The 14,829-nt window shown below is 50.2% G+C and carries 11 protein-coding genes; 9 read left to right on the plus strand and 2 right to left on the minus strand.

Annotated features, from left to right (window positions below; translation table 11 throughout):
• Positions 1-113 precede the first annotated feature (113 nt).
• Positions 114-1,124: a quinone-dependent dihydroorotate dehydrogenase gene (gene pyrD, locus GC128_RS00775; RefSeq protein WP_151992694.1), complete on the minus strand. Its 1,011-nt coding sequence runs from the start codon at positions 1,122-1,124 to the stop codon at positions 114-116.
• A gap of 248 nt (positions 1,125-1,372) precedes the next feature.
• Here pyrD and ssuE point away from each other — a divergent pair, with 248 nt between their 5' ends.
• The 5 genes from ssuE to ssuB all read left to right on the plus strand — a co-directional run bounded on the left by ssuE (position 1,373) and on the right by ssuB (position 5,755).
• Positions 1,373-1,948: an NADPH-dependent FMN reductase gene (gene ssuE, locus GC128_RS00780; protein ID WP_064517580.1), complete on the plus strand. Its 576-nt coding sequence runs from the start codon at positions 1,373-1,375 to the stop codon at positions 1,946-1,948.
• The gene (locus GC128_RS00785) at positions 1,941-2,891 is read left to right on the plus strand and encodes a sulfonate ABC transporter substrate-binding protein (protein WP_151992695.1); all 951 of its coding nucleotides are present in this window, start codon (positions 1,941-1,943) and stop codon (positions 2,889-2,891) included. Before ssuE ends, GC128_RS00785 begins: the two co-directional genes overlap by 8 nt.
• Positions 2,892-3,037: 146 nt before the next feature.
• Positions 3,038-4,183, plus strand: coding sequence for an FMNH2-dependent alkanesulfonate monooxygenase (ssuD, locus tag GC128_RS00790; protein WP_151992696.1), 1,146 nt, complete (start codon positions 3,038-3,040; stop codon positions 4,181-4,183).
• 10 nt (positions 4,184-4,193) lie between these two features.
• The gene (gene ssuC, locus GC128_RS00795; protein WP_151992697.1) at positions 4,194-4,985 is read left to right on the plus strand and encodes an aliphatic sulfonate ABC transporter permease SsuC; all 792 of its coding nucleotides are present in this window, start codon (positions 4,194-4,196) and stop codon (positions 4,983-4,985) included.
• Positions 4,982-5,755 carry an aliphatic sulfonates ABC transporter ATP-binding protein gene (gene ssuB / locus GC128_RS00800; RefSeq protein WP_151992698.1) on the plus strand — a complete coding sequence of 258 codons (774 nt, stop codon included), beginning with the start codon at positions 4,982-4,984 and terminating at the stop codon, positions 5,753-5,755. Before ssuC ends, ssuB begins: the two co-directional genes overlap by 4 nt.
• 92 nt (positions 5,756-5,847) lie before the next feature.
• Here the strand turns inward: ssuB and pepN are convergent, their stop codons facing one another.
• Positions 5,848-8,460: an aminopeptidase N gene (gene pepN / locus GC128_RS00805; RefSeq protein ID WP_151992699.1), complete on the minus strand. Its 2,613-nt coding sequence runs from the start codon at positions 8,458-8,460 to the stop codon at positions 5,848-5,850.
• A gap of 391 nt (positions 8,461-8,851) precedes the next feature.
• On the opposite strand from pepN, the gene pncB reads away from it, so the two are divergent.
• The 4 genes from pncB to GC128_RS00825 all read left to right on the plus strand — a co-directional run bounded on the left by pncB (position 8,852) and on the right by GC128_RS00825 (position 14,806).
• The gene (pncB, locus tag GC128_RS00810) at positions 8,852-10,054 is read left to right on the plus strand and encodes a nicotinate phosphoribosyltransferase (protein WP_151992700.1); all 1,203 of its coding nucleotides are present in this window, start codon (positions 8,852-8,854) and stop codon (positions 10,052-10,054) included.
• 195 nt (positions 10,055-10,249) lie between these two features.
• Positions 10,250-11,650, plus strand: coding sequence for an asparagine--tRNA ligase (gene asnS / locus GC128_RS00815; protein ID WP_151992701.1), 1,401 nt, complete (start codon positions 10,250-10,252; stop codon positions 11,648-11,650).
• 598 nt (positions 11,651-12,248) lie between these two features.
• A complete protein-coding gene (locus GC128_RS00820) occupies positions 12,249-13,427 on the plus strand; it encodes a porin (protein WP_193216210.1) in 1,179 nt (392 codons plus the stop codon).
• Between the two features lie 188 nt (positions 13,428-13,615).
• Positions 13,616-14,806 (plus strand): amino acid aminotransferase, encoded by a 1,191-nt coding sequence (locus GC128_RS00825; protein ID WP_151992703.1) that lies wholly within the window; start codon positions 13,616-13,618, stop codon positions 14,804-14,806.
• The last annotated feature ends 23 nt before the right edge of the window (positions 14,807-14,829 follow it).

The following is a 14,829-nucleotide window of genomic DNA, read 5'->3' on the forward strand; positions in this document are numbered from 1 at the left end:
AATGAACACATTAATAAAAGACCAATATGTTCAAATTAGCAACAATGACGGAATATAAAACAACCGGGACTCAAAATAAAGCCCCGGTTGTCCGAAAGTAAAACATTCAGAGATTACAAACCTGAAATAATTTCTTTAATCAGAGGTGGGCCTTTAAATATGAACCCGGAATATATTTGTACTAAAGAGGCACCCGCTGCCATTTTCTCACGAGCAGCAATCACCGAATCAATCCCACCGACGCCAATAATCGGCAAACGACCATTTAATTCTTGCGATAGGCGGCGAATAATTTCTGTGCTTTTTAACTGAACCGGACGACCACTTAAGCCCCCCATTTCATCGCAATATTTCATGCCCTGAACCAGGCTACGATCCAATGTGGTATTGGTGGCAATTACCCCATCAATATTATGGCGAACTAAACTATCAGCCACCTGGATCAATTCTTCTTCAGAAAGATCTGGCGCGATCTTCACTGCCACAGGGACATATTTATGATGCAATTCCTGAAGCGCTTGTTGCTTATTTTTGATTGCAGATAACAGATCATCCAGCGCATCGCCGTATTGCAGCGTGCGTAATCCAGGGGTATTTGGTGATGAAATATTAATCGCTATATAACCCGCGTATGGATAAATTTTATCCATGCAGATCAAATAGTCATCTTTCCCTTGTTCAACTGGAGTGTCTTTATTCTTACCAATATTGATGCCAAGGACCCCGTCAAAATGGGATTTTTTGACATTCTCAACCAAGTTATCAACACCGTGGTTATTGAAACCCATACGGTTAATTAATCCTTCAGCCTCTACCAGACGAAAGATCCTTGGCTTGTCATTACCAGGCTGTGGGCGAGGCGTTACCGTGCCAATTTCAATGGAGCCAAAGCCCATTGCACCCAACGCATCAATGCACTCACCATTTTTGTCCAGACCTGCAGCCAGGCCTAATGGGTTCTTAAAAGTCAATCCCATACAAGTGACAGGTTTCGACGGCACGTTTTGCCGCACCAGCCATTCGAGAGGTGTACCTGATACACGACGCAATTGCTGGAATGTCACTTCATGAGCGCGCTCTGGATCGAGCTTGAATAGGGCTTTACGAACGAAGGGGTAGTACATGAACTCTCCTGGATTCCCGGTATGCAAACCGGGGCCGTATTATCGTCGATAACGTCATTGAATGGAATTGACCTGTGACAAAAAAGGCTGAATCAGCGCAATCGTTTCCCTCCCTCCCTGTTGTTATGCGTTTTTTAGCAATTGTTTTCCAGATAAATCATTTAGTGGAATAAGAGTTCTGCGCGAATATCACACTCAATTGTTATCAATGTTATCTAAAAGCAAACAATTAGTTATAAGGAAACGATATGCGTGTGATTACCCTTGCTGGAAGCCCGCGCTTCCCATCCCGTTCTAGTGCACTGCTGGAATATGCCCGCGAAAAACTGAGCGCTCTGGATATCGAGGTGTGTCACTGGCATCTACAGAATTTCGCGCCTGAAGATTTGCTGTACGCACGTTTCGATAGCCCCGCTCTTTTAGCGCTCATTGAGCAATTGCAGCAGGCCGATGGCGTGATCATCGCAACACCTGTTTATAAAGCTTCATTTTCTGGCGCTCTGAAAACGCTGCTCGACCTGCTGCCTGAGCGCGCACTGGATAAGAAAGTCGTTCTGCCTTTAGCCACTGGCGGTACGGTGGCGCACATGCTGGCAGTCGATTACGCCCTAAAGCCTGTCCTTAATGCGCTAAAAGCACAGGAAATCCTGCATGGCGTGTTTGCTGATGACAGCCAGATAGCGGATTACCAGCACAAACCGGTGTTCAGCAACAACTTACAACAGCGCCTCGATAACTCGCTGGAAACCTTCTGGCAGGCTCTGCACCGCCGGGATTTCATTGTCTCCTCCCCTTTTAAGACGCAAGGAGTTGCTCATGTTTAACTTTCTGAAACGAACCGCTCCCTGGCTTGCACTCGCAGGAACATTAAGCCTGAGCGCTACACTTCACGCGGCTGATACTGGGCCTGAGCAGCTACGCATTGGTTATCAAAAAGGCTCGGTCAGCATGGTGCTGGCGAAAAGCCACCAGCTGCTGGAAAAAGAGTATCCGAACACAAAATTCCAGTGGATTGAATTCCCGGCTGGCCCGCAAATGCTCGAAGCGCTGAACATCGGCAGCATCGATCTCGGCAGCACCGGCGATATCCCGCCAATCTTCGCGCAGGCTGCGGGCGCCGATCTTGTGTATGTCGGGTCTGAACCGGCAAAACCAAAAGCCGAAGTGATTCTGGTGCCGGAAAACAGCCCAATAAAAACCGTAGCGGACCTTAAAGGGCATAAAATTGCTTTCCAGAAAGGTTCCAGTTCCCACAACCTGGTACTACGAGCGCTGCAAAAAGCCGGGCTGAAATTTACCGATGTCCAGCCTGCTTATTTAACGCCAGCGGATGCGCGTGCCGCATTCCAGCAGGGCAACGTTGATGCCTGGGCGATTTGGGACCCGTACTATTCTGCAGCCTTGTTAAATGGCGGCGTGCGCGTGTTAACCGACGGCAGCGAGCTGAATCAGACCGGTTCGTTTTATCTCGCTTCACGCCCTTATGCCGAACAAAACGGTCCGTTCCTGCAAAACGTTCTGAAAGCCTTTAGCGATGCCGATGCGTTAACCCGTAGCCAACGCGATGCAAGCGTTGCGCTGCTGGCAAAAACCATGGGATTGCCGGAAAACGTGATTGCTACCTATTTCGATCACCGCCCACCAACGGTGATTACACCTGTCAGCGCCGAGACTGCGGAAAAACAACAGCAAACCGCAGATCTGTTTTATGACAACCATTTAGTGCCAAAGAAAGTCGATATTCGCACCCGCATCTGGCAACCCTAACCACAGAAATACCCGAATAATTCGAGTTGTATCGCGGCGGCAAGAGAACGCATCCCAATGAGCTTACTTAAGTAAGTGATTAGGGTAAGTGAACGCAGCCAACAAAGAGACAACTTGAAGTATGAAGGGGATTAAGGAAATAAATCATGAGTTTAAATATGTTCTGGTTCTTACCTACCCATGGCGATGGCCACTACTTAGGTAGCAACGATGCAGCGCGCCCCGTTGACCACGGGTACCTGCAACAGATTGCACAGGCTGCGGACAGACTTGGCTTTACCGGCGTACTCATCCCAACGGGTCGCTCTTGTGAAGATGCCTGGCTGGTTGCCGCATCCATGATTCCCGTGACGCAGCGTTTGAAATTTCTTGTCGCGCTGCGCCCAAGCGTGACCTCACCAACCGTGGCTGCACGCCAGGCCGCAACGCTCGACCGACTTTCCAACGGGCGTGCTTTATTTAACCTGGTGACCGGTAGCGACCCTGAAGAGTTAGCTGCAGACGGCGTGTTCCTCAATCATAAAGAGCGTTACGAAGCCTCCGCAGAATTTACCAACATCTGGCGCCGCTTGCTGGAAGGCGAAACGGTGGATCACGAAGGCAAACACATTCAGGTTAAAGGGGCAAAACTGTTGTTCCCACCGGTGCAACAGCCTCGTCCACCGCTCTACTTTGGTGGGTCATCGGATGTGGCACAGGATCTTGCCGCCGAACAAGTGGATCTCTATCTCACCTGGGGCGAGCCACCACATTTAGTGAAAGAGAAAATTGAACAAGTCCGTGCGAAAGCGGCAAAACATGGGCGCACCGTTCGTTTTGGTATTCGCTTGCATGTGATTGTGCGTGAAACCAACGAAGAAGCGTGGGATGCCGCTAATCGCCTGATTTCTCAGCTGGATGATGAAACTATCGCCAAAGCGCAGGCCGCATTTGCGCGCACCGATTCCGTCGGCCAGCACCGCATGGCGGCGTTGCACGGCGGCAAACGCGACAACCTGGAGATTAGCCCGAATCTATGGGCAGGCGTTGGCCTGGTGCGTGGCGGTGCGGGTACTGCATTGGTAGGTGATGGCCCAACTGTTGCGGAGCGCATCAACGAATATGCGGATCTGGGAATCGACAGCTTTATTTTCTCCGGTTATCCACATCTGGAAGAGGCGTATCGCGTGGGCGAATTATTGTTCCCGCACCTGGATGTCGCCATTCCGCAAATTCCACAGCCGCGCCAAATTCATGAGAAAGGCGAAGTGGTGGCGAATGACTTTATTCCACGCAAAGTCGCGCAAAGCTAAGGAGCCGCCAATGACCCTTTCAACGCACAAACTGTTGTTGAGACTGGCTCCATGGGCACTGCCCGTCGCCATTATCGCGATTTGGCAAATCTCTTCGAGTGCTGGCTGGCTCTCCAGCCGCATCCTTCCTTCTCCGGAAGGAGTGGTGGTCGCATTCTGGAGTCTTTCCGCAAGCGGCGAATTGTGGCAACACCTGGCGATAAGTTCGTGGCGTGCGGTGATCGGTTTCAGTATTGGTGGCTCTCTGGGATTAGTGTTGGGGCTGATTAGCGGCCTGTCGCGTTGGGGGGAACGTTTGCTGGACAGTTCGATTCAGATGCTGCGTAACGTCCCGCACCTGGCACTGATCCCGCTGGTGATTTTATGGTTCGGCATTGACGAGTCCGCAAAGATTTTCCTGGTCGCCCTCGGCACGCTGTTCCCAATTTATATCAATACCTGGCACGGCATTCGTAATATCGACCAGGGTTTGCTGGAGATGGCTCGCAGTTATGGGTTATCTGGTTTTAGTCTGTTCGCCCAGGTGATTCTGCCCGGTGCGCTGCCTTCGATTATGGTCGGTATTCGTTTCGCCCTGGGCCTGATGTGGCTGACTTTAATTGTCGCCGAAACAATTTCTGCTAACTCAGGAATTGGCTATCTGGCCATGAATGCCCGCGAATTCCTGCAAACCGATGTGGTTGTCGTCGCCATTATTCTTTACGCCCTGCTCGGCAAGCTGGCTGACATCGCCGCGCAATTGCTCGAACGCGTCTGGTTGCGCTGGCACCCGGCTTATCAGTTACAGGAGGAAACCGCATGAATACCGCTCGTTTAAATCAGGGGATTCCCCTACTCCTTAACAGCGTGACTAAACGCTACGGCGATAAAACGATTCTTGATGAGCTGGAGTTACACATTCCCGCCGGGCAATTTGTGGCGGTGGTTGGGCGCAGCGGCGGCGGCAAAAGTACCCTGCTGCGTTTGCTGGCCGGGCTGGAAAACCCAAATGGCGGTTCACTGATTGCGGGCAATGCGCCGTTGCGTGATAGCCAGGATGAAACCCGTTTGATGTTCCAGGATGCGCGTTTGTTGCCGTGGAAATCGGTGATTAACAATGTTGGCCTGGGGTTGAAAGGCAACTGGAAAGAGGCGGCAACTCAAGCACTGGAAGCGGTGGGTCTGGCAAATCGCGCGACTGAATGGCCGGCTGCCCTGTCCGGCGGCCAGAAACAACGTGTCGCGTTGGCGCGAGCATTGATTCATCGCCCACGCCTGTTGTTGCTTGATGAACCATTGGGCGCGCTGGATGCGTTGACGCGTATCGAAATGCAGGAGTTGATTGTCTCTTTGTGGCAGGAACATGGGTTTACGGTATTGCTGGTGACGCACGATGTTAGCGAAGCCGTTGCGATGGCAGATCGAGTGTTACTGATTGAAGAAGGAAAGATCGGTTTGGATCTGACGGTAGATTTGCCACGTCCACGTAAGCTCGGCTCTGTCCGGCTGGCTGAACTGGAATCTCAGGTGTTAGAGCGAGTGATGAAACGGCATGTTATAGAAGAACTGGCACGCGTGGTGCGCACCGGTTAAATTATGTCGGATGTCGCTTACGCTAATCCGACCTGGTCAAACTTTTGTAGGGTGGATTAGCGGTAAGCGACATCCACCTTATAAAAGCGATATTAAGCTAACGCTTTAGAAATTTTCTCGAACAGATCGCCTGACAAATTCTCCAGCCCTTTCAGCTGTTCCAGCGCTGCACGCATCATTCCCTGACGTTTCTCGTCATAACGTTTGAGGCGAATCAACGGCTCAATCAAACGAGACGCAACCTGCGGGTTACGGTGGTTCAACTCGCTGAGCATTTCCACCATAAACTGATAACCGCTGCCGTCGAGCGCGTGGAACGCTGACGGGTTAGCCGCGGCAAACGCGCCAATCAGCGAGCGCACACGGTTTGGATTACCCATGCTGAATGAACGATGGTTTAGCAATTCACGCACTTTGCTCAGCGTGTCAGCCGCAGGACTTGTCGCTTGCAGCACAAACCATTTATCCATCACCAGACCGTCCTGATGCCATTTCTCATCAAATGCGGCCAGCAGTTCTGCACGGCACGGCAATTGCGCAGCAACAGATGCAGATAAAGCGGCAATAGAGTCCGTCATGTTATCAGCGCTTGCGAACTGGTTACGCACCAGTTGCTCAGCAAGCTGTTTCTCCCCAAACGCCAGATAACGCAGGCAGGTATTACGCAGCGCGCGTTTGCCGATATCCGCATGCTCTACGCGATAAGCATCGAGTTTGTTGGCGTTATAAACTGCCAGGAACTCATCAGCCAGCTCGTTTGCCAAAGTACGAGTCAGTGCTTCATGCACTGCAGCAATTGCCTGTGGATCGATTTTCTGGAACAGCTCGGCGATTTCGTTCTGCGATGGCAGCGTCAGAATTTCTGCCGCCAGTGCCGGGTCAATTTTCTCATCCAACAAAATTGCACGGAACGCATCAGCAACATGCAGCGGCAGCGACAATGGCTGGCCCTGCTGGCTGCGGTTGACGTTCAGCTTGATGTACGTCGCCAGCAAACTTTGCGCAGCATCCCAACGAGAGAAATCGTTACGCGCATGACGCATCAGGAACGTCAGTTGCTGGTCGCTCCATTTGTATTCCAGTTTCACCGGTGCTGAGAACTCACGCAGCAAAGACGGAACCGGCTGGAAATAGACGTTATCGAAAACAAATGTCTGCTCTGCCTGGGTCACATTCAGCACATGGTGAATCGGGTGACCATTTTTCTGCAACGGAATCACTTTGCCTTCGTTGTCATACAGTTCGATGTCGAACGGAATATGCAACGGATGCTTTTCCTGCTGCTCCGCAGTTGGCGGCGTGGTCTGGCTGATGGTCAGTGTGTACAGCTCGTTTTCCGGGTCGTAGTCATCATGCACGGTGACTACTGGCGTACCGGCCTGGCTGTACCAACGGCGGAAGTGCGATAGGTCAACGTTCGACGCATCTTCCATCGCCTGCACGAAATCATCACAGGTTGCTGCGCTGCCATCATGGCGCTCAAAGTAAAGTAGCATCCCTTTCTGGAAGTTCTCTTCACCGAGCAGGGTGTGCAGCATACGGATAACTTCTGAACCCTTCTCGTACACCGTCAGTGTGTAGAAGTTGTTCATTTCAATGACTTTGTCCGGGCGAATCGGGTGCGCCATCGGGCTTGCGTCTTCAGCAAACTGCGCGGCACGCATGGTGCGCACATTCTGAATGCGGTTTACAGCACGTGAACCAAGGTCAGAACTAAATTCTTGATCGCGGAAAACAGTCAGCCCTTCTTTCAGGCTTAGCTGGAACCAGTCACGGCAGGTCACGCGGTTGCCGGTCCAGTTATGGAAGTATTCGTGGCCGATAACGCGTTCGATGTCGAGATAGTCTTTGTCGGTCGCGGTTTCTGCACGGGCCAGCACATATTTGGAGTTAAAGACGTTAAGCCCTTTGTTCTCCATCGCCCCCATATTGAAGAAGTCGACGGCGACAATCATATAGATGTCGAGGTCGTATTCCAGGCCGAAGCGGGTTTCATCCCATTTCATCGACGCTTTTAAAGACGTCATCGCCCAGCCAGCGCGGTCGAGATTGCCGCGATCGACGAACAATTCCAGTGCGACATCGCGGCCAGAACGCGTTTTGAACGAGTCACGTAAGACGTCGAAATCACCCGCCACCAGCGCAAACAGGTAGGAAGGTTTTGGGAACGGATCTTGCCACTGAACCCAATGACGACCGTTATCCAGTTCGCCTTCGGCAATGCGGTTGCCGTTAGATAAAAGGAAAGGATATTTGGATTTATCGGCAATGATTTTGGTGGTGAAGCGCGCCAGAACGTCTGGTCGGTCGAGATACCAGGTAATGTGGCGGAAACCTTCGGCTTCACACTGAGTGCAAAGCGCATCGCCTGAAAGATAAAGCCCTTCGAGCGCGGTGTTAGTCGCGGGGCTGATTTCATTAACGATGGTCAGCGTGAAGGCTTCTGGCAGCGATTCAATAATCAATGCGCCCTCTTCCTGGCGGTAATGCTCCCAGGCCGCACCATTCACATCAATTGAAACCAGTGTCAGATCTTCACCATCAAGACGCAGCGGCGCACCAGCGGTGCCCTGGCGGGTAATCTGGCTAATGGCAGTGACCAGGGTTTTTGTGGCATCAAGGTCAAAGGTCAAATCGATATCGGTAATCGTGTAATCCGGCGCACGGTAGTCGTGGCGGTATTTGGCTTGTGGCTGTTGTGTCATAAAAAACCTTATACATCATCCGTAAGTTTGCGGAGTTCAGTCTATACCCAAGTCACTTTAAGATACAGGTAGGCGGCAATCGAAAGAATCCCGAATCACTTACTAAAGTAAGTGATTCGGGTGAGGGACAGCAGCCAACACCCTTGTAACTTAAAGGGTGCAAGGTATATTCCTGTTGCCCAAATGTTGCCACGCTGAATCATCAACTTTTCTGGGCATCTGGCGCATATTGCTACATTTATATAACAAGCGGCACGAATTGCCATCGACCCGGATCGGTTCGTGTGTTGTGATCCAGGTTTAATAAACAGATAATCAGGGTATACTCCTGCGTCTTTTATCTGCTTAGCCCTTATGGAAACGCTCCTGTGAGAGGATGCTGCAACGCGCCATGACACGATACGCTTCCCCGATTTTGCAAACGCTTCTGGATACTGACGCCTATAAGCTTCATATGCAGCAGGCGGTTTTCCACCGTTATCACGACGTGAGCGTCGCGGCCGAGTTCCGTTGCCGCGGTGACGATCTGCTGGGCATTTATGCAGATGACATCCGTGAACAGGTTGATTTAATGCAGCACCTCGCGCTTAGCGACGAGGAATTTACCTTCCTGGAAAGTCTGCCGTTCTTTAAAGCAGATTATCTCGCGTGGCTGCGTACTTTTCGCTACGACCCCTCGACAGTCCATATCCGCAATAACAATGGTCATTTAGACATTCGTCTGACCGGCACCTGGCTGGAAGTAATTATGTGGGAAGTGCCGCTGCTGGCCGTGATCAGTGAAGTGGTGCATCAGCATCGTTCACCCGGCGTCACGCCGCAAATGGCGCTGGAGAGTCTGGAAAGTAAGCTGGTTCAATTCAAAGAACTGACAGCAGATATCGACCTTTCCACATTCCGTCTGATGGATTTTGGTACCCGCCGCCGTTTCTCCCGTGAAGTTCAGGAGGCGATTGTCAGCCGCCTGCAACAAGAAACGTGGTTTGTCGGTACCAGTAATTACGATCTGGCGCATCGACTGAATTTAACCCCAATGGGTACTCAGGCCCACGAATGGTTCCAGGCACATCAGCAAATCAGCCCTACACTGGCGAACAGCCAACGTGCAGCACTCCAGGCATGGCTTGACGAGTATCCTGACAAACTCGGTATCGCATTAACGGATTGCATCACTATGGATGCCTTCTTGCGCGATTTTGACCTCTCGTTTGCCAGCCAATACCAGGGATTGCGCCATGATTCAGGGGATCCAGTCGAATGGGGCGAAAAAGCTATCGCGCATTATCAGAAGCTGGGCATTGATCCAAAAACCAAAGTATTGGTGTTCTCTGATAATTTGGATTTGCCAAAAGCTATTGAGTTGTATCGCCACTTCGCAGCGCGCATCAATTTAAGTTTTGGTATCGGTACTCGCCTGACCTGCGATATTCCACATGTGAAACCGCTGAATATTGTGATCAAGCTGGTAGAGTGTAACGGCAAGCCGGTCGCTAAACTTTCTGACAGCCCGGGCAAAACCATTTGCCACGACAAAGCGTTTGTCCGTGCGCTGCGTAAAGCCTTCGATTTGCCACAGGTTAAAAAAGCCAGCTGATTCAGATAAACTCATGGGTGATATTCATTGAGCCCATGAGTTTTCCTATTTATCCCCCCACGCCCCCTTCTTTATTGTATTTCTTGCTCTCTGATGATTTTTCTACTTGTCTGATTGCTCGCGACAGGTAACATAGATAACCCCCCATTGTGGGTAATTTATTTTTGTCATTGACCAATTAATAGAGAGAAAAATATGAGCGTTGTGCCTGTAGCCGACGTACTCCAGGGCCGTGTAGCCGTTGACCAAGAAGTCACCGTGCGCGGATGGGTGCGTACTCGTAGAGATTCAAAAGCTGGTATCTCCTTCCTCGCCGTCTATGACGGTTCCTGCTTCTCTCCTGTACAGGCCGTCATTAATAATACTCTGCCTAATTATAATGAAGACGTACTGCGCCTGACCACTGGCTGTTCAGTCGTTGTCACAGGTAAAGTTGTAGAGTCTCTCGGTCAGGGCCAGAGCTTTGAAATCCAGGCATCTGAAGTTGAAGTGACCGGTTGGATTGATGATCCTGATACATACCCGATGGCGGCTAAACGCCACAGTATTGAGTATCTGCGTGAAGTTGCCCACTTGCGCCCGCGTACCAACATGATCGGCGCTGTTGCACGCGTTCGTCATACTCTGGCCCAGGCGCTGCATCGCTTCTTCCATGAGCAAGGTTATTTTTGGGTTTCTACACCACTGATTACTGCCTCAGACACCGAAGGCGCAGGCGAAATGTTCCGCGTGTCTACGCTGGATATGGAAAACCTGCCACGCACTGACGCTGGCAAAGTCGATTTCGATAAAGACTTCTTTGGTAAAGAAGCGTTCCTGACCGTATCTGGTCAGTTGAACGGCGAAACCTATGCGTGCGCGTTGTCCAAGGTTTATACCTTCGGCCCAACCTTCCGTGCTGAAAACTCTAACACCAGCCGTCACCTGGCTGAGTTCTGGATGTTAGAACCGGAAGTCGCTTTCGCAAATCTGGACGACGTAGCAGGTCTGGCAGAAGCGATGCTGAAATATGTCTTCAAAGCGGTGCTTGATGAGCGCATGGATGACATGGAGTTCTTCGCAGAGCGCGTTGACAAAGATGCAGTCGCACGTTTACAGCGTTTCATTGATGCTGATTTTGCCCAGGTTGATTACACTGACGCTGTTACAATTCTCGAGAATTGTGGCCAGAAATTCGAAAACCCAGTTTACTGGGGCGTTGACCTTTCTTCTGAGCATGAACGTTACCTTGCTGAGCAACACTTCAAAGCACCGGTAGTCGTGAAAAACTACCCGAAAGATATTAAAGCGTTCTATATGCGCCTTAACGAAGACGGTAAAACCGTTGCTGCAATGGATGTGTTAGCGCCAGGCATTGGTGAGATCATCGGTGGTTCTCAGCGTGAAGAGCGTCTGGATGTGCTGGATGCGCGCATGGCTGAGATGGGTCTGAATAAAGAAGACTACTGGTGGTACCGCGACCTGCGTCGTTACGGCACCGTTCCACATTCGGGCTTCGGTCTTGGTTTTGAGCGCCTGATTGCCTATGTAACCGGTGTTCAGAACGTTCGTGACGTGATTCCATTCCCACGTACACCGCGTAACGCAAGCTTCTAAGTAGTCGTTTTTCTAAGGCCAGCATTGCTGGCCTTTTTTCTGCCTGTCGTACAAACGTCTTTTTTCTTCAACGAAAGTTAAACAAACGTCAATTTCAACCCCTTCCTGCAACTTGCCCGTTACCAATTGTGTCCATGAAACAGACAAACACAAAATAACCTTACTTTCCGCTTGCATCTTCATTCTGATGTTTGACTTAGCACATTCGGCCAAAATTCGCACAGGCGTCTGGACATCCAAAAAACACTCGAGAAATGTGCAAATGTAAGCGAAGAATTCACTAAGTTTCTCCTTATACGGATTAAACATAAGTAATTCATATATATAGGAATGGAAAGGTCGAATTTCATACGAAGCGGCTAAGAAGTTTGAGTTAGTTCACAAAGTTCCATAAAATACACATTTAGTTACACATAGTTTCTTCTTGTAACTCACTCTCGATGTTTGTAGCACTTTCAGACTAGCGAAACGGTTTCATGGATGGAAAGATGCCTGACAGATACAGAAAGACACCAAACTCTCATCAATAGTTCCGTATAGAATTATTGACGGCAGTGGCAGGTGTTACAAAAAAACCTAATGAGGGTAATAAATAATGATGAAGCGCAATATTCTGGCAGTGTTAATTCCTGCTCTGCTGGTAGCCGGTGCAGCTAACGCTGCAGAAATCTACAACAAAAACGGCAACAAACTGGACTTCTATGGTAAAGCTGTAGGTGAGCATGGCTGGACGACTAACGGTCACAGCACAAACGCTGACTCTACCTATGCCCGTATTGGCTTCAAGGGTGAAACCCAGATCAATGACCAGATGATTGGTTACGGTCAGTGGGAATACAACATGACCGCTTCCAACCCGGAAGGCGCTCAGAGCCAAAATACTCGTCTGGCATTTGCTGGTCTGAAATTTGGTGATGCAGGTTCCCTGGATTACGGCCGTAACTATGGCGCAATCTACGACGTAGCGGCTTACACCGATATGTTCGTTGTTTGGGGTGGCGATTCATGGGCTGCTACCGACAACTTCATGACTGGCCGTACTAATGGTGTTCTGACTTACCGTAACAGCAACTTCTTCGGTCTGGTTGACGGTCTGAACTTTGCTCTGCAATACCAGGGCAAAAACGATCGTAACAGTCCAGTTACCGTTAACTATGACGACACTACTGGTACCCCAATCTCAGCTAGCCTGAGTGGTAACGGCGCTAAAGCTAACGGCGAAGGCTACAGCACTGCTGTAACTTATGACTTTGCAGAAGGCTTCAGCGTAGCTGCGGGTTATGCAAACTCTGACCGTACCGATGCACAAAAGAATGCAGAAACAGCATCAACTCCAGCGGGTGTTCGCTATAACGGCGGCGCAAGTGGTGATCAAGCTGAAGCATGGTCTACTTCTGCTAAATACGATGCAAACAACGTGTACGCAGCAGTTATGTATGCAGAAACGCAGAACATGACTCGTGAACCAGATGCAAACTTCGCTAACAAAACTCAGAACTTCGAAGCGGTTGTTCAGTACCAATTCGATTTCGGTCTGCGTCCATCCGTGGGTTACGTGCAGTCTAAAGGTAAGGACCTTGTTGGTCGTAAAGGCTTTGCAGGCGGCGATGCTGACCTGGTTAAATATGTCGAAGTCGGTACCTGGTACTACTTCAACAAAAACATGAACGTTTACGCGGCATACAAATTTAACCTGCTGGACGACAACAGCTACGCACAAGCGACTGGTCAAGAAACTGATGACCAGACCACTGTTGGTATCGTTTACCAGTTCTAATTATCCAGCAACTTTGTTGCAAGGATGATTTAAAAACAGGGCTTCGGCCCTGTTTTTTTATGCCTGAAAAGTAGAAAAACTTATCTTGTGACGGGGGCTGTTTCTTTTTGTTGCAAACGGTTGGCATTTGCTAAAACAGCAGTTAACCTGAGAGCGTTACTCCCTCGATATCACAATGGAAACCCGTCATGTTTGAGAACATTACCGCTGCTCCTGCTGATCCAATTCTTGGTTTGGCCGATCTGTTTCGCGTCGATGACCGTCCGACTAAAATTAACCTCGGCATCGGTGTTTATAAGGATGAAACGGGTAAAACTCCGGTTTTAACCTGTGTTAAGAAGGCGGAGCAGTATCTGCTGGAAAATGAGAGCACCAAGAACTACCTCGGCATCGACGGTATTCCAGAGTTTGGTAGCTGCACCCAGGAATTGCTGTTCGGGAAAAACAATGCTCTGAGTGCTAACAAACGCGCTCGCACAGCACAAACCCCAGGTGGTACTGGCGCGCTGCGTGTTGCCGCTGACTTCCTCGCTAAAAACACCACAACCAAACGTGTGTGGGTGAGCAATCCAAGCTGGCCGAACCATAAAAGCGTCTTTAACTCCGCTAGCCTGGAAGTGTGCGAGTATGATTATTACGATGCACAGAACCACTCTCTGAATTTCGATGGCCTGGTCAACAGCCTGCAAGCTGCACAAGCTGGCGACGTGGTGTTGTTCCACGGTTGCTGCCATAACCCGACCGGTATCGACCCAACAGCTGAGCAATGGAAAGTCCTGGCAGAGATGTCTCTGGCCAAAGGCTGGTTGCCACTATTCGATTTCGCCTACCAGGGCTTTGCCCGTGGTCTGGAAGAAGACGCAGAAGGCTTGCGTATCTTCGCAGCAAGCCATCAAGAGCTGATTGTGGCGAGTTCCTACTCCAAGAACTTCGGGCTCTACAATGAGCGTGTAGGTGCGTGTACGCTGGTTGCTGCTGATGCAGATACTGTTGACCGTGCATTCAGCCAGATGAAATCTGTGATACGTGCGAACTACTCTAACCCACCTGCTCACGGTGCATCGGTTGTAGCAACGATTCTTAGCAACGATGCCCTGCGTACTCTTTGGGAACAAGAGCTGTCCGACATGCGCCAGCGTATTCAGCGTATGCGTCACCTGTTTGTAAATACCCTGCAAGAGAAAGGCGCTAATCGCGACTTCAGCTTCATCATCAACCAGAACGGCATGTTCTCGTTCAGCGGCCTGACTAAAGAGCAGGTACTGCGTTTACGTGAAGAGTTTGGTGTGTATGCAGTAGCATCCGGCCGAGTAAACGTAGCAGGTATGACTCCAGACAACATGGCGCCACTATGCGAAGCGATTGTCGCTGTGCTGTAAGCCAGAATAGATAAAAAAAGAGC

The organism is Buttiauxella massiliensis (genome assembly GCF_902500225.1).
Taxonomy (GTDB): domain Bacteria; phylum Pseudomonadota; class Gammaproteobacteria; order Enterobacterales; family Enterobacteriaceae; genus Buttiauxella; species Buttiauxella massiliensis.